This window comes from Bartonella sp. AP88XZML (genome assembly GCF_042195565.1).
In the GTDB taxonomy this organism is placed as follows: domain Bacteria; phylum Pseudomonadota; class Alphaproteobacteria; order Rhizobiales; family Rhizobiaceae; genus Bartonella.
This window is the reverse complement of the sequence record NZ_JBHIOQ010000040.1, coordinates 90,300-113,846: the sequence shown is the minus strand read 5'-3', so window position 1 is coordinate 113,846 and position 23,547 is coordinate 90,300. Positions and strand designations below refer to the sequence as shown.

Annotated in this window: 13 protein-coding genes and 1 tRNA gene; 8 read left to right on the top strand and 6 right to left on the bottom strand. The window is 38.2% G+C overall.

The genetic code is table 11. The features are described 5' to 3' along the window. Nucleotides 1–4 precede the first annotated feature (4 nt). Nucleotides 5–868 carry an LOG family protein gene (locus ACFIK2_RS04680; RefSeq protein WP_375633679.1) on the top strand — a complete coding sequence of 288 codons (864 nt, stop codon included), beginning with the start codon at nt 5–7 and terminating at the stop codon, nt 866–868. A 32-nt stretch (nt 869–900) separates the two neighbouring features. Here the strand turns inward: ACFIK2_RS04680 and truA are convergent, their stop codons facing one another. From truA to def, 3 genes are read right to left on the bottom strand one after another with little or no spacing between them, the layout of a single operon-like run. Further along, a complete protein-coding gene (truA, locus tag ACFIK2_RS04675) occupies nt 901–1,644 on the bottom strand; it encodes a tRNA pseudouridine(38-40) synthase TruA (protein ID WP_375633680.1) in 744 nt (247 codons plus the stop codon). A 1-nt stretch (nt 1,645) separates the two neighbouring features. Next, entirely contained in the window at nt 1,646–2,575 is a 930-nt protein-coding gene (gene fmt / locus ACFIK2_RS04670) for a methionyl-tRNA formyltransferase (protein ID WP_375633681.1), read from the bottom strand. Next, nucleotides 2,575–3,111, bottom strand: a complete 537-nt coding sequence (gene def, locus ACFIK2_RS04665; RefSeq protein WP_375620854.1) for a peptide deformylase — start codon at nt 3,109–3,111, stop codon at nt 2,575–2,577. The genes fmt and def overlap by 1 nt, the downstream gene beginning before the upstream one ends. 90 nt (nt 3,112–3,201) lie before the next feature. On the opposite strand from def, the gene ACFIK2_RS04660 reads away from it, so the two are divergent. Both ACFIK2_RS04660 and ACFIK2_RS04655 read left to right on the top strand, forming a co-directional pair. After that, the gene (locus ACFIK2_RS04660; protein WP_375612812.1) at nt 3,202–4,383 is read left to right on the top strand and encodes a DNA recombination protein RmuC; all 1,182 of its coding nucleotides are present in this window, start codon (nt 3,202–3,204) and stop codon (nt 4,381–4,383) included. Nucleotides 4,384–4,494: 111 nt separating this feature from the next. After that, a complete protein-coding gene (locus tag ACFIK2_RS04655) occupies nt 4,495–5,082 on the top strand; it encodes a hypothetical protein (RefSeq protein ID WP_375612813.1) in 588 nt (195 codons plus the stop codon). Nucleotides 5,083–6,681: 1,599 nt separating this feature from the next. Here the strand turns inward: ACFIK2_RS04655 and ACFIK2_RS04650 are convergent. Together ACFIK2_RS04650 and ACFIK2_RS04645 are read right to left on the bottom strand one after the other, a co-directional pair. Further along, a tRNA-Ala gene (locus ACFIK2_RS04650) sits at nt 6,682–6,757 on the bottom strand. A 117-nt stretch (nt 6,758–6,874) separates the two neighbouring features. Next, entirely contained in the window at nt 6,875–7,255 is a 381-nt protein-coding gene (locus tag ACFIK2_RS04645; protein WP_375611400.1) for a TIGR02300 family protein, read from the bottom strand. Nucleotides 7,256–7,442: 187 nt separating this feature from the next. Here ACFIK2_RS04645 and aroA point away from each other — a divergent pair, with 187 nt between their 5' ends. The 5 genes from aroA (at nt 7,443) to pncB (ending at nt 21,476) form a co-directional block, all read left to right on the top strand. Continuing rightward, nucleotides 7,443–8,771: a 3-phosphoshikimate 1-carboxyvinyltransferase gene (gene aroA, locus ACFIK2_RS04640; RefSeq protein ID WP_375676934.1), complete on the top strand. Its 1,329-nt coding sequence runs from the start codon at nt 7,443–7,445 to the stop codon at nt 8,769–8,771. Further along, nucleotides 8,768–9,415, top strand: a complete 648-nt coding sequence (gene cmk, locus ACFIK2_RS04635) for a (d)CMP kinase (protein WP_375633683.1) — start codon at nt 8,768–8,770, stop codon at nt 9,413–9,415. Before aroA ends, cmk begins: the two co-directional genes overlap by 4 nt. A 133-nt stretch (nt 9,416–9,548) precedes the next feature. Continuing rightward, nucleotides 9,549–11,249, top strand: a complete 1,701-nt coding sequence (gene rpsA / locus ACFIK2_RS04630) for a 30S ribosomal protein S1 (RefSeq protein WP_026500132.1) — start codon at nt 9,549–9,551, stop codon at nt 11,247–11,249. Nucleotides 11,250–11,475: 226 nt separating this feature from the next. Then, nucleotides 11,476–20,046 (top strand): GH36-type glycosyl hydrolase domain-containing protein, encoded by an 8,571-nt coding sequence (locus ACFIK2_RS04625; protein ID WP_375676933.1) that lies wholly within the window; start codon nt 11,476–11,478, stop codon nt 20,044–20,046. A gap of 125 nt (nt 20,047–20,171) precedes the next feature. Then, nucleotides 20,172–21,476 (top strand): nicotinate phosphoribosyltransferase, encoded by a 1,305-nt coding sequence (gene pncB, locus ACFIK2_RS04620; protein WP_375633685.1) that lies wholly within the window; start codon nt 20,172–20,174, stop codon nt 21,474–21,476. 1,484 nt (nt 21,477–22,960) lie between these two features. Here pncB and ACFIK2_RS04615 read toward each other — a convergent pair. Continuing rightward, entirely contained in the window at nt 22,961–23,347 is a 387-nt protein-coding gene (locus ACFIK2_RS04615; RefSeq protein WP_375633686.1) for a YbaN family protein, read from the bottom strand. Nucleotides 23,348–23,547: the final 200 nt, after the last annotated feature.

Genomic DNA, 23,547 nt, shown 5'->3' with positions numbered 1-23,547 from the left:
GTGCATGAAAAAAGGCTGTAAAGAAAAAAGAAAAAGGGAGCAAGAAAACTGGACACCACTTCTCCATACGAAGGATGCTCTACAACAGATCCATAAAGTCTCTAATTCAGCACAAGTGCGTTCGTCTACTTATCGTTTAGCCTATATCGATCAAGATTTTATGATGCGTCCAGAGCTGCGCTCACAACGTATTAGTCTTGAATTTTTAAAGCCGGAAATAACCCTTAAAGAATATGATATTCAATCAACAGTTGTTTTGTTTGGTGGTGCGCGTATTCCTGAACCTGGGCAAGCAGCGTGGGCTGCAAAGAATGAAATACAAAAGAAAAATTTGCATGCTATGTCACATTATTACGATGAAGCAAGAGAGTTTTCACGTTTGTGCTCACTTTATTCTGCTACGACACAATATCGTGAATTTGTGGTTGTTACGGGGGGCGGACCAGGAATCATGGAGGCGGGAAATCGTGGTGCTTGTGATGTTGGTGCTCCAACGATTGGCTTGAATATTATTTTACCACATGAGCAAGAGCCTAATTCGTATGTGTCGCCGCATTTATGTTTCAATTTTCATTATTTAGGGATGCGCAAAATGCATTTTTTAGTACGAGCGAAAGCCCTAGCCATTTTCCCTGGAGGATTTGGGACTCTGGATGAACTGTTTGAGACATTAACTTTAGTACAGACGGGGCGTATGAAACAGGTACCAATTTTATTGTTTGGCAAAGAATTTTGGAGCAATACTGTCAATTTTGAGTATCTGTCTGCACAAGGTACAATTTCTCCTACTGATATTAATTTTGTAAAATTTGTTAATACAGCAGCAGAAGCTTTTGAAGAAATTCGTTCTTTTTATAAACTGCTTTAACGACTTTTGAGATGTTCACTCTTGAAGGATCATTAATACTCTACTTTGGTTAAATAAAGTCCTGCGGGGGGGGCAACAACACCACAACGTTTACGATCTTTAGCATGAAGAGCTGTTTCGAGATCTTGAGCTGTCCAACGTCCAATACCCACTTCCATGAGGCTTCCTGCGAATGAACGGATTTGATGATGAAGAAAAGAACGAGCTTGTGCATAAAGGAAAATTTCTTCACCTTCTCTTTGAATATCGAGGCGTTCAAGGGTGCGAATAGGGCTTTTGGCTTGGCAGTGTGCTGAACGGAAAGTTGTAAAATCATGTTGTCCTACAAGCTTTTGCGCTGCTTCATGCATGGCGTCAGCATTAAGAGGCTTTGGCAACCACCACACGCGTTTGGCATTTAAGGCTGGTGGAGAGCGACGATTAAGTATTTTAAAAAGATAATGGCGTTTTATAGCGGAAAATCGTGCATCAAAGTCATCAGGGACATTTTCTACGTTTAGGATTGAAATTGCTTCTCCCTGTTTTCGTAAAAGAGCATTGAGCGCATCACGTACAGTATGGGGATGCCAGTTTTTTTCAAAATCAACATGCGCAACTTGTCCCGTAGCATGTACTCCTGCATCCGTTCGTCCTGCTGTTGTTATGGTCAATTGTTGTCCACTAAAGGAAAAGAGTGCTTGTTCAAGAGCTCCTTGTATAGTGTGAAGTTTTGCTTGACGCTGCCAACCAGCATAATTTGAACCATCATATTCAAGAGTGAGTTTAAAACGTGGCATCTTAAAAAACAGCAGAAATATGAGCACCTCGCAAAAATGTTGCGCACTCAAGAATTTTACCGCCAGATCTTTGGAGAGAGGTTATTTCTATCCGTCCTTGCCCACAATGGATAATCAAAGAATCTGGTTCTATCCGTCCAATTTCAAGAGAAGGACCTGTTGTTAAGCGACTATCAAGAATTTTTACACGTTCTTCTCGTCCACCGATATTCATGTTGCACCAGCAACTAGGAGAGGGAGAGAGCGCGCGAATATGCCTATGAATAAACTCTGCAGGTTTTGTCCAATCAATGCGGGTCTCTTCTTTTCTAATTTTGGCCGCATAGGTAATGCCTTCCTCTGATTGTGGGGTCAGTTTAAGTTGTCCTTTTTCAAGAGTTGATAAAGTCTCTACCATAAGTTCTGCGCCAATATGTGAAAGTCTGTTTGAAAGCTCAGCAGTGGTGGTGTTATCAGTAATGGGGATGGAGCGAGAAAGAGCGATAGGCCCCGTATCAAGTCCTTCATCCATTTTCATGATCATGATACCTGTTTCTTTATCACCAGCCATAATTGCTCGTTGAATAGGCGCAGCACCACGCCAACGTGGTAAGAGTGAAGCGTGGGCATTAAAACAACCAAAACGCGGCGTTTCGAGAATAGCTTTAGGTAAAAGGAGTCCATAAGCCACGACAATAGCAGCATCAACAGAAAGTGCTGCAAATTGCTCCTGTTGTTCGGCTGTTTTAAGTGTTTGAGGCGTGAAGACAGGAATGGATTTCTTTTTTGCTACATTGTGAACAGGTGAGGGGATTAATTTAAGCCCTCGACGTCCTGCTGGGCGAGGGGGTTGACTATAAACAGCAACAACATCATGACCTGCATCCAGTAAAGCATGTAAAATAGGAACAGAAAAATCTGGTGTTCCCATAAAACTTAATCGTAAAGCCATTACAAAACTGCTTCCTGCATGTTTTTTTCTTTTGCGCGTTTTTTAAATTTTCGTATCACCATATCGCGTTTGATCTTTGAAATGTAATCAATAAAAAGGCGCCCATCTAAATGATCAATTTCATGCTGCAAGCAAGTTGCTAAGAGATCGTCTGCTTCAATTTCTGTTTGTTTTCCTTCACGGTTCTGATAGCGAACACGAAGGCGTTTAGGACGTTCAACCTCTGCAAAATAATCAGGAATAGAAAGACAACCTTCTTTGTAAATATTACGCTCATCTGAAAGCCATAAAATTTCAGGGTTGATAATAACAAGTGGTTTTTTCTGCTCATCTTCAGAATTTCCAGAGACATCTATAACCAACATACGTAGCGGTATACCAATTTGAATAGCAGCAAGACCAACGCCCTTAGCATTATACATGGTTTCCAACATGTCATCCGCAAGTTTTTGGAGAGCTGAATCGACCTGCTCAACAGGTTTGGACACTTCCCGTAAAATCGGATCAGGTAAAGTAACTAAAGATCTCATTGGCATAAGTAGAGATTAATCAATGGTTTGTTATTGGTCAATATTGAATAACGGATTCTTGCGTTTTTTTACAATAAGAGCGTTATATTACAATTTATGTTTGATTCGTTTTTTTCCATACTCGCTGGTGATTTTTTTTCTAAACTAATGCTTTTGCTTTTATTTATACTTGTCTGTTTGGCATTTTTTATGTTGATACATTCTCATCGAAAAAAAGCATTTTTGGAAAATGAAATTGCTGAACGCGCACGTGAGGCACAAATGCAGATGGCTACTTTGCTGAAAACACAAGCTGAAATGCAAGGACGAATGCAAACGATGGCGGAAATTTTTGGTCAACGGCAAGCTGAATTGAATAAATCACTCAGTGAGCAACTCAATGGGATGACAACAAGCTTAGGCCAAACACTTCAGGTACAGACCAAATCCACTTATGAAAATTTGAATCGTTTGCAAGAACGTTTAGCAGTGATTGATGCAGCACAAAATAATATTCAATCGCTTACGGGACAAGTTGTTCAGTTGCAGTCCATTTTAAGCAATAAGCAGACGCGTGGTACTTTCGGTCAAGGGCGGATGGAAGCAATTATTGCCGATGCCTTACCAACAAACGCTTATGCTTTTCAGGCTGTTCTTTCCAATGGAAAGCGCCCAGATTGTCTCATTCATATGCCAAATAAAGCTCCTTCTCTTGTTGTTGATGCTAAATTTCCTCTGGAAGCTTGGAATGCTATGCGTAAGGCAGAATCAGCGCAAGAGCGTCAAGAGGCAGAACGCCAATTTCGTACCGATATGGAAGTTCATATTCGTGATATTGCACAAAAATATTTGATTCCTGGAGAAACCCATGACACTGCTTTCCTTTTTGTGCCATCTGAATCGATTTTCGCAACAATTTATGAGGACTTTGAGGCATTGGTACAAAAATCCAATAGAGCCCATGTGATTATTGTTTCACCATCTTTGTTGATGCTCTCTGTCCAAGTGGTACAAACCATTATGAAAGATGCGCGGATGCGTGAACAAGCGCATTTAATTCAATCAGAAGTAGCAAAATTGATGGAAGATTTTGGACGAATGGATACGCGTGTTCGCGCACTACAGAAGCACTTTCATAAAGCAGGTGAAGATATAGAGGGAATTTTGATATCGTCCTCCAAAATCATGAAACGGGCAAATCGCATTGAAACTGTCGAATTAAAAGAAAATTACTCTGAACCAACAAAAATGACAACATTGGCTCAGTCGCAAACATTGCGTTTTGCTGATGAGGAATAAAGCAAAGCAAGCTTCTTAAATATTACAAGTTAGATCATGTTCTTTATTGATTGGTAATCATTTTTTAGTATCTCTATCTTGTTTTATTTCTTAAACGAGAGGAATAGGAATATGCGACACCTTTTGTTTTTAGGGGCACTGGTGTTTTTGCTAGAGGGATGTGCAACAACCACTCCCATCCACACAAATAATGCTTGTGCTATTTTAGCACAAAAAAATGGTTTTTTTGACAATTGGGGTAAGGTGTCTCAAAGAGCGGAAATGCGCTATGGAATTCCTATGCCTATTATTCTTGCAACCATTAAGATGGAATCGAGCTTTCGTCACAATGCACGTCCTCCACGCAAAAAACTACTTGGTTTTATTCCATGGAAGCGTCGGTCGACAGCTTATGGTTATGCTCAAGCGCTTGATAGTACATGGGCAATGTATCTTCGCTCTACAGGAAAGTCTTTTGCATGGCGTACGAATTTCGCAGATGCTGCTGATTTTGTTGCTTGGTATCATAGCCAAAGTGTTCAACGCAATGGGGTGAGGTTTGATGATGCATATAGCCTTTATTTAAATTATCATATGGGGCATGGTGCTTATGCACGTAGTGGTGGGCATGTCAGTGCTGCGCTTTCACAGACAGCACAGCGCATGGCAAGGATATCGAGGCTCTATGAACAGCAATTAAAAAGATGTGGATGGCATTAGGGAAGATTTTTGAAAATCTCAATCAGGGAATTGATGGGATAAAATTATTCAAAAGCAAAATTCCGCATAATATGATAAAATAGTGTCGTTTTTCCGATCGTTCAATGAAATAAATTGTTATTTTTTAGAATAAACTCAAGCGACAGAAAGCTTTTGCAATACACAATATATTTGAAGATACTCTCGACATTTTTACCTCCTTTGTTAAAAAAATTTATAATAGAAACCATCTTCTATTTAGTGTTGGCATTTCGCATTGGGCTAAGTACTAGAGGTTATTGAAGAAAAATTTTAAAATATAATATCATTTTTTATTTTCATTATGCGTATTACTGGCTGATTATTATATGAATATTTTCTTTGTTAAGCGTATAAAATAGCAATTAAAACAAATGCAATTCGGGCATCATAAAAAGGGTAAAATATTCAATATAAAAAAACGAGAAATGCATTAAACGAAAAAACGTTGTTTTGTATAAAGAGGGCGCTACAGTCTTCAAAAAAACTAAGTGTATTTAGTATTGTATGAAATAAAACATACTCGTCCATCCAGTTCATCTTAATTGAAAGAAGTTATCTTATTGTATTGTAAAAACACTCCCGTTTATAGGATGATAAGGTATATGCAACTTTACACACAATGAATACTCAGGGTAGGGAGTATTCAGAGAAAGATTTGTAACGCCTATGAAGTAACAAGTCAGTCTCCAATGTTGTGATAGCTTTTGCATTTGAGAATATTTATGAGAAGCATTTTTATTCTTTTTCTTAAATGGTTTAATATGTTGATTTATAAAGATAATATATCGTTATTCATATTAAAGTAAGAATCTCGAATGGCGTAGGGTTTTATCGTTTCAGATTTCTTGAGGCTGAATCAATAAAACCATTGGCTTGCACATAACAAGCACAATGGGTATGTGGATAAAAACTGTGAAAGAAAAGACTAAAAATGTTTTTTTATGAACATACATTCTCAAATGTAAGAATTATCCGTAACATTGGGAATTAGCACATATAATGATGGCACCACTTTGCTCTTACACCTCGACCTTGTTTGTGACGTGCAAGGAAAAAATTAATTGATTCAATATATTATTTAAGTGTTAATATACCTTAGTATTGAGCAGGTATACGCTACTCAAGGTGGATAATTTTTAATTGGCAGAACATCTGATCAGGCTAAAAATACTCGAAAAAAGTTCTGATTCGCAATAATTGAGAAGTATATTTTAATATTTTATTCTCTACTCTTTGTTTAAGTACTTCATATCTTTTAAAAAGATACCGGTAACCAACATATTATGATATTTGTGGAAATATTGTGGTAAAGGAAATTCAAATTTTGTCCTTTAAGACAAGGCGCAGGTTAAACAGCTCATTTTCTATTTCTGTGCAAAGCATAAAAAAATTATCTACTTTCACGGTTGCGACAGTAAATTTTATAATCCAACAAATGATTAAAAATGTATTATAATATCATTAAAATGCAAGGAACAGGCGCTATTGGAATGATAATTAAATAGCACATAAACCTTTTAAATTGATGCACACATCTTTTATTATAATTGATTCCCTTGATAGAACAGTTGGTCTTTTTGGTGGAGCTAAGCGGGATCGAACCGCTGACCTCTTGCATGCCATGCAAGCGCTCTCCCAGCTGAGCTATAGCCCCTATAAAAACAAATTGTCCCAAAAAGACAGTATACAATTCCAGCTTTTCTAGAACGATCAAAATTGAAGATCAAGAAGAATTTACATTCAATGGAAAAGATGTCCTCTTTTACTTCTTTTAAGCATCGTCATCATTAGAAACACCGCCTCCGAGAATATCAGTAACGTCATCATCTTCATCGTCACCATCATGAGACAAAAATGTATCATCATCATCACCAAGATCTACATCACTATCTTCTAAATCAGGAAGATCGTCATCTTTAGAATCCACATCATCATCTTCAAGAAGCATAAAAGCAGATTTTTCAAGTGCTGTATCAAGCTCTTCAGTATCAACTTCTTCTTCATTATTTGCTTCAGCTGCTGCAACTTCAAAGTAAGAACGCGGATAAGAAATTCCTGTATAGGGCGACACAATAGGATCGCGATTTAGATCGTAAAATTTTTTTCCTGTTTCTGGATCAACACGTTTAGTTCCAAGTTCTTGTTTTGCCATAAACCGTGCCTCTTTGATTAACTATTATTCCATTAAAAGATAAATTTTATGGTGCTTAATCGAAAAATAATACCTTTGTCAAAGATAAATACACTGTTCCACAGTGATTTTTTCATGACGTCTTTTAAAGCATGTGCTAAAGGATGCACAATTTGATAAAAGTTAGATAGAATTAAATAGAATTTCCATGCAAAAAGCAATCCCTATAACCACCTATAAATCGAGTAGTCTCTCTGGAAAAATTCAAATACCAGGAGATAAATCAATCTCTCATCGCTCTCTTATATTGGGAGGATTAGCAAGTGGTGAGACATATATTCATGGATTACTTGAAAGCGCTGATGTACTCAATACAGCTGCTGCTATGCAAGCTATGGGTGCCTGTATTATTAAAAAAGAAGACTTCTGGATCATACGAGGAACAGGGAATGGTTGCCTTTTAGCTGCACAAAAACCTTTAGACTTTGGAAACGCTGGAACAGGTGCTCGTTTGGTTATGGGAATGGTTGGTCCGTATCATATGAAAACAACCTTTATTGGTGATGCTTCTCTCTCTAAACGTCCAATGGGACGTATCCTTGATCCACTGCGTCTCATGGGGGTTGAAATTGAGGCAACGCGCGACGATCACCTTCCTTTAACGCTTTATGGTCCGAAAATGGCTAATCCGATTCGTTATCGTGTTCCAATAGCTTCCTCCCAAATTAAATCAGCAATCCTGCTTGCTGGACTCAATACCGCCGGCACTACAACTGTTATTGAACCAGTTCTGACACGAGATCATACGGAAAAAATGTTAAAAGCATTCGGTGCGCAACTTGAAATAGAAAAAGATAACGAAGGTGCGCGTTTGATTTATCTTAATGGTCAACCCCATCTTACTGGACAAACGATTCATATTCCGGGTGATCCTTCTTCTGCTGCTTTTCCAATTATCGCAGCCCTTCTTATAGAAGACTCTGATATCACCATTGAAAATGTTTTGATAAATAACTCTCGAATAGGACTTATCGAAACATTGTGGGAAATGGGTGCTCAAATTGAATTTTTGAACCGACGTCAAACAGGTGGAGAGGATGTTGCTGATCTACGGATAAAATCATCGGTCCTTAGAGGCGTTACGGTGCCCAAAGAACGTGCTTCATCGATGATAGATGAATATCCTGCTTTGGCAGTAGCAGCAGCCTTTGCAGAAGGCAAAACAGTTATGCTAGGAATTGAAGAATTGCGTGTAAAAGAATCAGATCGATTGTCTGCTGTTGCTCAAGGATTAAAAATTAATTGCGTAGACTGTGAAGAAGGTCAAGATTTTCTTATTGTTTATGGAAAAGGTTCTGCCAAAGGTTTGGGGGGTGGGTATGTTGCCACACATCTTGATCATCGAATTGCTATGTGTTTTCTCATTTTTGGGCTTGTATCAGAAAAACCTGTTACCATTGATGATAAACGAATGATTGCTACGAGCTTTCCAGAATTTATTCCTTTTATAAAACAACTTGGGGGAAAAATCGCGTGAAGCCTTTTGTTATCGCCATTGATGGACCTGCTGCCTCAGGCAAAGGAACCTTAGCATGCAAAATTGCTGCACATTATCGCCTTCGTCATCTCGATACTGGTCTTACTTATCGTAGTGTTGCTCATACGCTTTTACAGCAAAATTTAGCTCTTAATGATGAAAAAAATGCTATTATTTATGCTAAAGGACTTGATTTTAACACCTTAAATCCTGCTCTTCTTTCTTCTCATGAACTTGGTGAAGCGGCTTCAAAAATAGCAATTAACCCTGCTGTACGCAAAATTCTTGTCGAAAAACAACGCAACTTTGCTAAAGTTTTGCCCGGCTGTGTGCTTGATGGGCGTGATATCGGAACGATTGTTTGTCCTGATGCCGATATCAAGTTTTATATTCTAGCCAATGTTCAAACACGCGCCAAACGCCGCTACCAAGAGATTTTAAAAAAAGGTGTTCAAGCAAATTATCATGAAATCCTAGCTCAACTTGAACAGCGCGACAGTCGCGATATAACGCGCAAACAAAGTCCACTAAAACCAGCAAAAAACGCCCACTTGCTTGATACGTCAGAATTGAGTATAGAAGCAACATTTGAAATTGCATGCAGCTTTATTGATCCAATCATAAAAATGCATATAATTGGATAAATTCGTTAAGGTAACTTCCAGCCTAGCGCTAACTTTTTTTCCTTTATTCAAGGAAAAAGGCTAGGGAGTTATTTATGTTAACACTAACCTAGCGCTCATACCTTATAATACAAGGTATATATTAGGAGTTCCTATGTCACAATACAATCCCACAACAGCGGATTTTGAAGCCCTTTTAACAGAATCTTTTCAAACTAATGATCTTAATGAAGGATCTGTTGTTAAAGGTCGTGTTATTGCAATCGAAAAAGACATGGCCATTATTGATGCTGGTCTTAAAGTCGAAGGACGTATTCCTCTCAAAGAATTTGGAGCTAAAGCAAAAGATGGTTCTTTGCAAGTTGGCGATGAAGTTGAGGTTTACATTGAACGCATTGAAAATGCGATGGGTGAAGCTGTTTTATCGCGTGAAAAAGCACGGCGCGAAGAAAGTTGGGTCCGTTTGGAGGAAAAATTCAATGCTGGTGCACGCGTTGATGGAGTGATCTTTAGCCAAGTAAAAGGTGGTTTTACAGTCGATCTTGATGGTGCCGTTGCTTTCTTGCCTCGCAGCCAAGTTGATATTCGTCCCATTCGTGATGTTTCACCTCTCATGCATAATTCACAGTCCTTTGAAATTTTGAAGATGGATCGTCGTCGTGGCAATATTGTGGTCTCACGCCGCACTGTTTTAGAAGAAAGTCGCGCTGAGCAACGTTCAGAAATCGTACAAAATCTTGAAGAAAACCAAATCGTTGAAGGTGTGGTGAAAAATATTACAGATTATGGTGCCTTTGTTGATCTTGGTGGGATTGATGGTCTCTTGCACGTTACAGATATGGCATGGCGGCGTGTTAATCACCCATCTGAAGTGCTCACAATTGGCCAAACGATTAAAGTGCAGATTATTCGCATTAATCAAGATACGCACCGTATTTCTCTTGGAATGAAACAGCTTGAAAGTGATCCTTGGGAAAGCATCAGTGTCCGGTATCCGATTGGTAAAAAAATTACGGGTGCTGTTACCAACATTACTGATTACGGTGGTTTTGTTGAAATTGAACCAGGAATTGAAGGGCTGATCCATGTTTCTGAAATGAGCTGGACAAAGAAAAATGTTCATCCTGGAAAAATTCTGTCTACATCACAAGAAGTAGAAGTGGTTGTTCTTGAGATTGATCCTTCTAAACGGCGTATTTCTCTTGGCTTAAAGCAAACATTTGAAAATCCATGGGAAGCTTTTGCCAATAAATTTCCTGTCAATTCGCAAATTGAAGGAGAGGTCAAAAATAAAACAGAATTTGGTCTGTTTATTGGGCTTGAAGGCGATGTTGACGGTATGGTTCATTTGTCTGATCTTGATTGGAATCGTCCTGGTGAACAAGTTATTGATACTTACAATAAAGGCGATATCGTTAAAGCTGTGGTCCTTGATGTTGATATTGAAAAAGAGCGCATTTCTCTTGGAATTAAGCAGCTTTCCAGTGATAAAGTTGGAGAAGCAGCTGCTTCTGGCGAATTGCGAAAAGGTGCAGTTGTAACATGCGAAGTGATTGCTGTTAACGACAATGACATTGGTGTGAAATTGATTGACCACAACCTTGAGACAACCATTCGGCGTGCTGATCTTGCGCGTGATCGTGATGAGCAACGTCCTGAGCGTTTCGCAATTGGGCAAAAGGTTGATGCTCGCATCACAGCATTTGATAAAAAAACACGTAAAATTTCAGTATCGATTAAAGCTTTAGAAATTGCAGAAGAAAAAGAAGCTGTTGCACAATATGGTTCTACAGATTCAGGTGCTTCTCTTGGTGATATTTTGGGTGCAGCTTTGAAAAAACAAGAACAAGATTAATCATCAATCATTAAAGTTGGTTTTATTATTAAGGTCACTCATTAGGAGTGACCTTTTTATTTTCTAAAAAAATTGTCTGCTTATTTTTAAATTATTGAAACAAAAATTATAAATGCTTGCAAATAAAAACAAAAAGTTTGTTTTTTATCTAACAACGGTTCACTATTCAGATAAAATGCTTAAAATTTAAATAAAAAACGATGTAATTGAATAACAATGGGACACTATGACGTGCATAATACCTTTCATAAAGTGCTTTTTTTCTCAAAAAGAGAAAAAAGATCATTTTATTAATACGGATTTTCCTCTTCGTGCAATTTATAAGGTACAGGAAGATCTTTATAACTTAGGGCATGATATAGCTTCTGGTAAAGAAATTTTACTCCCTGAATATGAAGGAGTAGGAGATTTTCGCAAGAGATTGAATGAAAATGTTAAACTTATTCTTCATGCCTTTCATACCAGTGATTTTGCTGCTCGAAATGATGAAACCATCGCACCATCTGCTCAATGGCTCATTGATAATCATTACACCATTGATAAAACCATACAAAAGCTACGTTGTAATCTACCCAAGTCCTTCATAAAGCAACTTCCTCTTTCTACACACAAAGCCGGAATACCACGAATTTTTGCTTTAACTTGGCTTTATATTGCGCATACCGATAGCAGCTTTTCACAAGAAACACTCACTGCTATGACCAACGGATTTCAAGAAGTTTGTGCGCTCACAATTGGTGAATTGTGGGCTCTTCCTTCAGTTATGCAAATGCTGCTCATTGAAAATGTCCGTCGTCTTTCAGTACGTATCGAAAAAGCACGACATATGCGCCATCTTGCTAGTCAAGTTGCAGATAAAATTTCTCTTGTAAAAAATAAAACAAATCTACACTCTCTTTTTACGCAGTATAAATCATTTATTGTTGATCCAACTTTTTCAGCACATTTATTCTATCGCCTGCGCAGTGCATCTGTCGATTCAACCGTAGCATTAACTTGGCTTGAAAAGCAATTGAAAAGCCAAGGCAGTAGCTTAGAGATTGCAACAGCCGATGAACATACCCGACAAGCAGCAGATGGTGTGACCATGGGTAATATTATCCGTGCTCTTAAAGCTATAGATGATGTTGATTGGACAGCATGGTTTGAAACAGTGAGTTGTGTCGATTCTATTTTGCGTAAAAATAGTGATTTTTCTGAAATTGATGCTCACTCACGCAATATTTATCGACAAGTCATTGAAAAAGTTTCTCGCTTTTCGCCTCTTAGTGAACTGGAAGTTGCACATAAAGTTGTAGAAATGGCAAATTCCACTTCTAAAGATATGCCTCATCATTCTTGTGTGGGGTGGTACCTTGTTGATGATGGTTGTGGTATATTTGAAAAGGCTTGTGGATATATTCCGCCCTTTCTCATAAAATGGACACGCGCTTCCTGTTGCTCAAAATTGAGAGTCATCGCCATTCCTGTCTCTTTTCTGACGCTTGCTCTTTTGCTTGTAATTTACGCCCTTTTACAGCTATCTGGCATGACACAATGGATGTCTTTTTGCTTTACTGTATTGGCGCTTTTTCCTGCTATCGATGCTGCTTTTGCTTTATTTAATACTGTTGTTTCGTGGTTTGTCCCATCAAGACAACTCATTGGTTATGAATATAAAGAAGGTATTCCAAAACATGCACGGATAATGGTTGTTGTACCTACTTTGATGACATCACGCGATGATATTGATGAACAAGTGCGCAATCTTGAAGTGCACTATCTTTCCAATCCTAAAGGTGCCATTCATTTTGCACTCATTACAGATTGGGTGGATGCTCCATTGAGAGAAACGCAAGATGATCTTGATTTATTGCACTATGCGCAAAAGAATATTGATAAACTCAATAATCGTTATCATCGTGATGAACTTCCGCTTTTTTTCCTTTTACATCGCCGACGCCTTTATAATACAAGCGAAAAATGTTGGATGGGATGGGAACGAAAGCGAGGAAAACTTCATGAACTTAATCGACTCTTAAGAGGCGATAAAAATACAAGCTTTTATCCTCCCAATCCACGTCTTCCTATGGATTGCCGTTTTGTTATGACGCTGGATTGTGATACACGTCTTACTCCAGAGAGCGTCGCGAAACTTGTTGGAAAGCTTAACCATCCACTCAATCATCCCGTTTTTGATCTACAAAGTGGAAAGGTTGTAAAGGGCTATAGCATTTTACAACCACGCATTATTCCTTCTCTTACAACAGGAAAAAAAACATCAATTCTCCAACGGGTTTTTTCTATAAACCGTGGCATTGATCCTTATGTTTTTGCTGTTTCTGATACTTATCAAGATCTTTTAGGAGAAGGCACCTTTATCGGTAAAGGTCTTTATAATATTGATGCATTTGAACAAGCGCTTGATGGCAAAATTAAAGAAAATACTACTCTTAGTCATGATCTCTTAGAAGGAGGTTATGCTCGTACTGCTCTGGTAAGTAGCATAGAAGTCATTGAAGACTATCCAACCGCTTACAATATTGATGTTATGCGTTATCATCGTTGGGTCCGCGGTGATTGGCAGCTTTTGCCTTATCTTTTTTCCCACCGTCAAATAAGTTCCGTGACGCGTTGGAAAATGCAGGATAATTTACGTCGTTCTCTCACTCCACTTATGTGGTTAATCGCAGCATTTGCAGGATGGGCTTTTTTGTCTTTAAAGAGTGCAATCGTCTGGCAACTATTCTTGTTGTTTAGCTCCTTCATTTCACCCATTCTATGTGTATTAAAAACGCTTGTCTCATCCAATATAGATCATTCTTTGCGTGGACATTTTCAATTAATTTGGAACAAAATTGCTCTTACAAGCGCTGATATATTTCTTAAAACGACGTTTCTTGCTCATTCGGCGTATTTTATGACCGATGCGATTATTCGTACACTCTATCGTATGACGATTTCAAACCAGCATCTTCTTGAATGGAAAACTTCTGCCGCAACAAAATCAATGCCCAATAGTTTGCGTGTCTATGTTTTTACAATGGCACCAGCATCGCTTATTGGTATTCTTACTATAGCACTCCCTCTTTTTTCTGATAGTTTTGCAAGCTTGGTTGCTTTGCCTTTTGGGATAGCATGGTTTTTTTCACCCTTTATTGCTTGGATTGTGAGTCAACCTTCAACCTTTCAAGATAGCCTTGATCTTTCTTCAAAAGATGAAAAAAAACTTCGCTCTATTGCACGGCGGACATGGCTTTATTATACAACCTTTGTCAATGCACAAAACAACCATCTGCCTCCCGATAATTTTCAAGAAGATCCTGAACCTCTTGTTGCTCAACGTACATCGCCTACGAATATTGGCGTTTATCTCCTTTCTATTATTGCAGCACGTGATTTTGGCTGGATTGGTTTTGAAGAGACCATCACCCGTATTGAATGTACATTACGCTCTCTTACAAAAATGGAAAAGTTTCGTGGTCATCTCTATAATTGGTATGAAACGGAGACACTCAGGCCTCTTTTGCCTACTTATGTATCAACCGTTGATTCAGGAAATCTTGCCGGTCATTTGGTAACACTCTCTTCTGCTTTAAGTGAATGGGCTGAAAAACCGCCTCTTTTTTTCCAAAGTGATCGAGAAGGCTTATCGGATGTTCTTGCTATTCTTGAAGAAACTGTCAGAGAAGTTCCAGATCATCAACCCAGTTTACGCTCTTTACGCCAAAAAATCGAAGAAAACATCACTCGTTTTCATGACTCTGTCTTCACTTTTTTAGAACAAGAAAATACGGTCCCTTCTCACATCATAGATCTTTCACTTGCAGCCCACGATATTGTGCACTTAGTCGGTGAACTTGACCACAAAATTCAAACGATAGAATCTGCTCGTGCGCTTTCTTGGGCTAAATGCCTTATCGACACCTGTAACGCTCATCATCATGATGCGACTGCTCATTGTGATACTGAAAAATTACGTAAAAACCTAAACAGGCTGGCTATAATGGCACGGCAAATAGCCTTTGATATGAAATTTGACTTTTTAGAACAGCCTAAACGGCATCTCTTATCCATTGGATATCGTGTTCAAGAAAACAAACTCGATGAAAATTGTTATGACCTACTTGCTTCAGAAGCACGTCTTGCAAGCTTTTTTGCCATCGCAAAAGGAGATATAAAACTTAAACATTGGTTTCGTCTTGGTCGACTTCTCGTACCCATAGGTGGGAAAGGTGCACTCCTATCATGGTCTGGATCAATGTTCGAATATCTTATGCCATCTCTCGTAATGCATGAACCTTTAGGGTCTCTCTTAGATCAAACAAATCGATTGATTATTCGTTGTCAAATACAATATGCCCATAAACGGGAATTGCCATGGGGTATTTCAGAAGCCGCATTTAATGCTCGCGATCATTTAATGAATTACCAATACGCTCATTTTGGTGTTCCAAACCTCGGACTCCAACGTGGTCTTTCACGCAATGCTGTCATTGCTCCCTATGCCAGCCTTCTAGCGGCACAATATGCTCCTGCTTGCGCTGTCGCTAATTTAAAACGACTCCGTGATCTTGGAGCTTTAGGAACATATGGTTATTATGACTCTGTTGATTTTACTCCAACACGCGTGAAAACAGGGGAAAAATACGCCATTGTACGCAATTATTATGCGCACCATCATGGTATGTCTATTCTTGCTCTTAACAATGTTATTTTTCAAGGGCGAATGCGTGATCGTTTTCACCGTGATCCCGTTATTGAAGCAACACAATTGCTCTTACAGGAAAGAGCGCCTCATCTCATTCCTATTATTCATACCAAAGCTGTTAATCGTATGCGCAATAAGTCTCAAGCATTTGACGCAGCCCCTTTGCGCATTATTACAAACCCGTTACTCAAACCACGAGCAACTTTACTTTTGTCTAATGGCTTTTATTCTACCATGTTAACAGCGAATGGTTCTGGTTACAGCCGTTGGCACGATTATGCGATTACGCGCTTTATTCCTGATGCAACAGAAGATCAACAAGGTACTTTATTCTTCTTACGTGATACGCATAGTGGACGGTGGTGGTCTGTTACTGGTGAGCCAACACGTGTTATTGAAGAAGAAGCTGTCAGCATTTTTACAGATGAAAAGGCTGAATATACAAAAATGGTTGATGGTATTAAATCAACACTTGAATGTCTTATTACATCTGAAGGATGTGGCGAAGGGAGACGTATTCAATTGATGAATACGACAAATAAAGACCGACTCATTGAAGTGACTTCTTATGGTGAATTAGCGCTTGCAACGATGGATACAGACCAAGTTCATCCTGTTTTTTCCCGTATGTTTATAGAGACAGAAATTACTGAAGAAGGTAAAACAATTTTTGCCAAAAGGCGCAAACGCTCGCCTAGTGATCCTGAAATCTATGTTGCCCATTTTGTTTCTAGTACAACAGATATTCTCCAAGAGACAGAAGCTGAAACAGATCGCTCTCTGTTTATTGGTCGGGGGCGATCCATTCATCGGCCCACTGCATTTGACCAAAATGCTCGTTTCAGTAATAGTCAAGGTTGTGTTCTTGACCCTGTTATGTCATTGCGATGCCGTATAAAAATTTCAGCCCATGAAAAAGCAGAACTTATTTTTTGGACTTTTGCTGCTCATACAAAAGAAGCGCTAAATAATCATATTAAACATTATCGACAACCTGATATGTTTCAAAAAGAACTTTCAATGGCATGGACGCGCTCACAAGTCGCACTGTATCAGAGCGGAACCCAGCTTAAAGAAGCTATTATCTATCAAAAATATGCAACACCGCTTATTTATCCAGAAAGAACGTGGCGTCTTCCTTCTGAAATATTAGCAAAAACGATAGGAAAACAGTCTAATCTTTGGCCTATGTCTATCTCAGGAGACAATCCACTCTGTCTTCTTAGATTAAATAACGAGGGAAATATAACTGTACTGCGCGAGCTCCTTAAAGCACATGAATATTGGCGTATGCGCGGACTCATTGTTGATTTGGTCATTCTTAATGAACAAACATTTTCCTACATACAAAATACACAACGCGCTCTTGAGTGGGTCTGTGAATCTTATTATCACCACACGCAAAAAGCAGATGAACGCCAACATATTTTCATGCTTCGACGCGATCAAATGAGTGAAAATAGTTTTAAAACGCTTCTTGCATCAGCGCGTATCGTTCTTGATGCCCAAAATGGCTCTTTATCTGAACAACTTAAACGACTTGATGAGAATGATTTTAATCTCACAGTTCGTAAAAATTATCAAGAATCTTATGATCAATTAAACTTGCCAAGATATAACGAAGGACAGCAATTTACAACACAAACTGAACAAAATCTTTTTTCTTCCATTGGTCTTATTAGCCAACAAAAACCATCCTCTTTTCTCCCAAATGGAGAAGATCTAAGATATTGGAATGGTTACGGTGGTTTTAATCAGCACAATCATTATGTAATACGTCTTCATGGACGTACCACTACACCGCATCCGTGGATTAATGTCATTGCTAATCACAGATTTGGTTTTCATGTCTCTGCTGAAGGTGCAATTTTTACTTGGGCTAACAATAGCCGCGATTATCAACTAACTCCTTGGGCGAATGATCCAACGTCTAACCGACCAGGAGAAGCTCTTTATCTGGTTGATCGCCAGTCTTTAAAACGTTTCTCACCCGTTTCTACTGTTGAATGTGACGAAAATATTGTCTATGAGGCTTGTCATGGGTTTGGATTCTCAACTTTTAAATCAACACATTCAGAAATCGCATTAGAACTGACTCATACACTTGATCCCGAAAAACCTATTCGCTTTTCACGTCTTATCCTTACGAATGAAGGGAAAAAACCACGCAGTTTACGCCTTTATAATTATGTTGAATGGGTTTTGGGAAATGTCCGTACAAAATATGCCCCCTTTATTGTTTCCTCTTATGAGGACAGATGGGGTGCACATTTTATTCAAAATCCCTATCACATCGAGAAATCTCAACAAGTTACATTTTTATCAGCATCCGAAATGCCAACCAGCACTACGACCAATCGCGCTGAATTTATTGGTGCAACGGGAACCGTAACACGTCCAAATGCGATCCGTAAAGCCGGTGCTCTTTCGAATACCATTGAAGCAGGATGTGATCCTTGTTCAGCATTCGCTTATGATATTGATCTTCAACCAGGGCAAACAAAAGAAATCATATTCTATCTTGGTAGTGCTGAAAATAGGCAAGAAGCTGAAAAATTACTCAATCAAGTACGTGCAAGTGATTTTGAAATTCAGCTCACAAAACAAAAACAGCAATGGAGTGATTTTGTTTCTCCTTTCCAAGTCAAAACACCTGATGCTTCTTTTAATCTTATGGTCAACCATTGGCTTCCTTATCAAATCTACGCATGCCGCATCATGGCACGCGCAGGCTTTTACCAAGCGAGTGGTGCATTTGGTTTTCGTGACCAGTTACAAGATAGCTTGTCTTTGTTATTGCTGGAACCACAATTAGCACGTGAACAATTGTTAAATGCAGCAGCGCACCAATTTCTTGAAGGTGATGTGCAACATTGGTGGTTGCCTGACACAAATGCTGGTGTTCGTACATACATTTCTGATGATATCGTTTGGCTTGCATATGCAACAGCTCTTTATGTCACTACCACTGGTGATGACGCTTTTCTTGATACGCTCATTCCTTTTATTGAAGGTGATGTTCTCAAAAGTGGGCAACAGGATGCTTATTTTCAACCCACCCAATCCTCAAAGGTTGCAACAGTTTATGAACATTGTGCTTTAGCTTTAGACCTTGCCATTAAACGCTGCGGACCACATGGTCTCCCTCTTATTTTAGGTGGGGATTGGAATGATGGTATGAATTTGGTTGGTGTGGAAGGAAAAGGCGAAAGCATTTGGTTAGGATGGTTTCTTGGGTACACATTACAAGCATTTATCTCTTTAGCCCAAAAACGTGGTGATAATAGCCATATGCAAATATGGAGTACGTACCTTGAACATTTAACAAAATACCTAGAGAAAAACGGTTGGGATGGTGCTTGGTATCGACGTGGTTATTTTGATGATGGAACACCTCTTGGCTCTAAAATCAATGATGAATGTCAAATTGATACCATTGCTCAATCTTGGGCTGTCATTTCTCAAATGGCATCGCCTGAACGTCAAAAACAAGCGATGAAATCAATGTTGGAACAGCTCTATGATAAAAAAGGCGGACTCATTCGCCTTTTTTGGCCGCCTTTTGATAAAAGTACGCTCGAGCCTGGTTATATAAAAGGTTATCCTCCAGGAATTCGAGAAAATGGTGGTCAATACACGCATGGTGCCATTTGGAGTATTTTTGCGTTGGCTGAAATGGAACAAAACGATAAAGCTTATGCTTTATTTTCTATGATAAACCCAATTACCCATGGACAAGATCCTGAAATTTATCGTGTTGAACCTTATGTGATGGCCGCAGATATTTATGCTGTTGAACCACGATGTGGTCAAGGCGGTTGGACTTGGTATACAGGTTCAGCCGGTTGGTTTTATCGCGCCGCAACACAAGCTATTCTTGGAATACAGCGTCAGGGAGACCTATTGTTTTTGCAGCCACATTTACCCTCTATTTGGCCAAAATATGAAGCAACAATGAAGTTTTATGATGCCGTTTATCGCATTAAAGTAAAATGGGGACCTAAAAATATGCTCTATGTTAATAGCAAAGAATATACCGAAGTTCATATAGGGATAAAGTTACAAAAAACAGGTCAGCATGAAATTATGCGTATTGTCAAATCTTAAAGATGAAAAAAGAGAGCAGGCTTTTTATTCTTGCCCAAAACTGTAGAGTTGTTATATTGCACCGTCTATATTAGCCGTGTTGGTGCATAATATTTTAGATTTTATGAAAATGAAAGAAAAAGGTTATGAATCATCCGGATATTGCTAGACGTGTTTACAATCACACTTGGAAGCTTGATCCCATTATTCGGTCACTTCTTGATACGGATTTTTATAAGCTTCTTATGGTGCAGATGATTTGGGGGTTATACCCTAATGTTAATGTTACTTTTTCCCTCATAAGTCGCTCTAAAACAATACGTCTTGCCGATGATATTGATGAGAGTGAATTACGTGCTCAACTTGATCATGCTCTTAGTTTGCGCTTTACAAAAAAAGAAATGATCTGGCTTGCTGGTAATACATTTTATGGACGCAAACAAATTTTTGAACCGGATTTTCTTCAGTGGCTTGAGAATTTTCAACTCCCAGAATATGAACTCACCCGCAAAGATGGCCAATATATCCTTCATTTTCATGGACCCTGGGCCCATAGTTCCATGTGGGAAATTCCTGCCCTTGCTATTATTAGTGAATTACGTTCACGTGCTGCTCTCAAAAAACTAGATCGTTTTGCTCTTGATGTACTTTATGCGCGTGCTAAAGCAAAAATGTGGAGTAAAGTTGAACGTCTCAAAAAATTGCCTGATATTAAAATATCTGACTTTGGGACAAGGCGCCGCCATTCTTTTTTATGGCAGCGCTGGTGTGTGGAAGCATTAAAAGAAGGCATTGGTCATTCTTTTACTGGAACTTCTAATGTTCTTCTTGCCATGGATACGGATTTAGAAGCTCTTGGAACCAATGCACACGAATTGCCTATGGTTATTGCGGCTCTCAGCAACAACGATGATGAATTACGCAGAGCTCCGTATCAAGTCTTGCAAGATTGGAATCGTTATTATGGTGGAAATCTTCTCATTGTTTTACCTGATACCTTTGGTACAGAAGAATTTTTACGCAATGCACCAGATTGGGTTGCTGATTGGACGGGTTTCAGACCCGATAGTGCGCCCCCTATTGAAGGTGGCGAACGTATTATTCAATGGTGGAAAGAAAAAGGAAAAGATCCACGCAAAAAACTTTTAATTTTTTCTGATGCTCTTGATGTCAATACAATTGAAAAAACCTATCATCATTTCCATGGTAGAGTGCGCATGAGTTTTGGATGGGGCACGGATCTTACCAATGATTTTACAGGCTGTGCACCTCAGGAAATCAAAACTCTTGATGCTCTTTCCCTTGTTTGTAAGGTGACCTATGCCAATGGTCGACCAGCTGTAAAACTTTCAGATAATCCTGAAAAAACGATTGGTGATTCAAAAGAAGTACAACGTTATCTCAATTTTTTTGGTAATAAAAAGCGAATTGCTAGACCTATAAAGACATAGTTTCCAGTTCTTTAAAACAAGTATATTGACTCATCATATTGTTTATAAGATTGATTTTTGTTCTACCCTAAGGATGAGGATTCTTAACCTTTGCTGGTCTGTAAACAGTTCGGCTGTTTTTGAGCAGATTCTACTTGGCCTACCACGCATACGCTTCACTTACATAAGGCGCGATAGATAAGACTTAAAAGTATTTACGACGCATTAAAAAAACACTTAACGTGCCAAGGAAGTTTAGCCAAGGAGATTTTCTCATTTTAACCCTGTTAAATCAAGCACACTCATCTCCTTGCATGTATGAAGGTTTTCAAGTTCTAAGGGTTATTGTTGTAGTTTGACAGTAGGTTTTATACTAAGTAGGAAGAGGTTGGATTAAGTAGGAATACGTGGTAATTTGTTGTTTTTATGTACAATTTTGACCATTAAATGCGCGTTTTATCAAAATAGATTTTGACACCTAAAATTGCAAAAATTACCGAAAATCAGAAAAAAGTGCGTTTCCATAAGTAAAAATGAGAAAAGGCTTTCAAAACCCTTTGAGAACATCTTTAAACTCTTTGAAAAAAATAAATTGGTACAAAATTTAGTGTCAAAATATACAAAACCAGATGACAAGCTATAATTGTAGCATTAGGAATTACTAAGGCAACATTGGAGGATGACAAATAGCATGGTGACTGTCGGTGTGTATTTTGCAAGGCAAGGATGATGGTGCTCAAATAGATTTTATACATGTTACAGGAGATTTTACTTTATCCATGTATAGTCTGCTATTATGAAATGAGTAAAGCGTTGAGAAATGTTTCATTAAAAATAAATGTGTAAATAACATGATTTGGGAGACCTTTTGTTTTACTTGAGGGGCATGACTTCATTAAAAAACAAAGAATGCAATAATATTTTTATTTCGAATAAGCTTTATACAAAGACAGAAAAATTATTTATTCGCATATTATAATAAGAATGCGTGTATATATAAAACCATTTGAAAAACTCTGTTGTTTCTTATGAATTATTCTTAAGTTAATAACAGATGTAACATTAAAGATTGATATAATAGACCGGCTTCTTAACTGTATAAGTATAAAAATGATGGTGTTTAGTAAGCTTTGTATTATATCCTCATTAAGAAATATGAAAAAAACGAAATGTCTTTTAGAAAGAAATGACTATCATATCAATGACTTTTTAATGATGTATATGTAGAGATTCATACAAACATGCTTTACAGAAATAAAGACTCTCTTCCATGAATGTGATTTATCATTGTTTACCAAGAGAGAACATTTTGAGTGTTCATAAACAATTTTCTTTGTTCATAAAAATTATTTCACAAACATATTATTAATTAATTGCGTTCAAAAAGCTTGCTATTTCATATGCATTTTGGAAATGGAGAGCTTATATTCAAAACTTAAAAGTTCTCATAGTTTTTACAAATAAGCCGAAGCTAAAAAGAGTATCCCATAAAGCCTTTTTTATCATTAGGAAGATGGACGTGTTACAATATAAATGGCAATCAGCAATAATATAACCGCAACAAGTAAAGAAATCCACAAAGGAGGGTGTAGCATTACAAAAAAGGATAAAAATCCTCCTGTCATACTCATCATTGCAAAAACTTTAACAAATGGAGAGATTGCTTTTTTTTCTTCCCATCGCTTAATAGGGGGACCCAAAATACGATGATTATTCAACCATTGATGAAAACGTGGAGAAGAACGCGTAAAACACCATGAGGCAACCAATAAAAAAGGCACAGTTGGCATAATAGGTAATACGACACCGATAATACCTAATATAACCATCGCCCACCCTGCTATATAATAGCAGATACGTAAAGGGTGCGATATCTTCAAATCTTTTTTCATTTTCTCGTACTATTTTCCTCTACGCAAAACCCTATACAAAAACATTGTATCTGTTTTTTTCTGTTTACATGTCTGAGTGCACAATTACGCTCTATCCCTTCATGTGTAAGTGTCTTTGCTGTTATAAGTTCCTTGAAAATACCGAATAGCTTACACAATATTATAATCATTTTAAATGATTTCAAGAAAAGAGGAGAGAT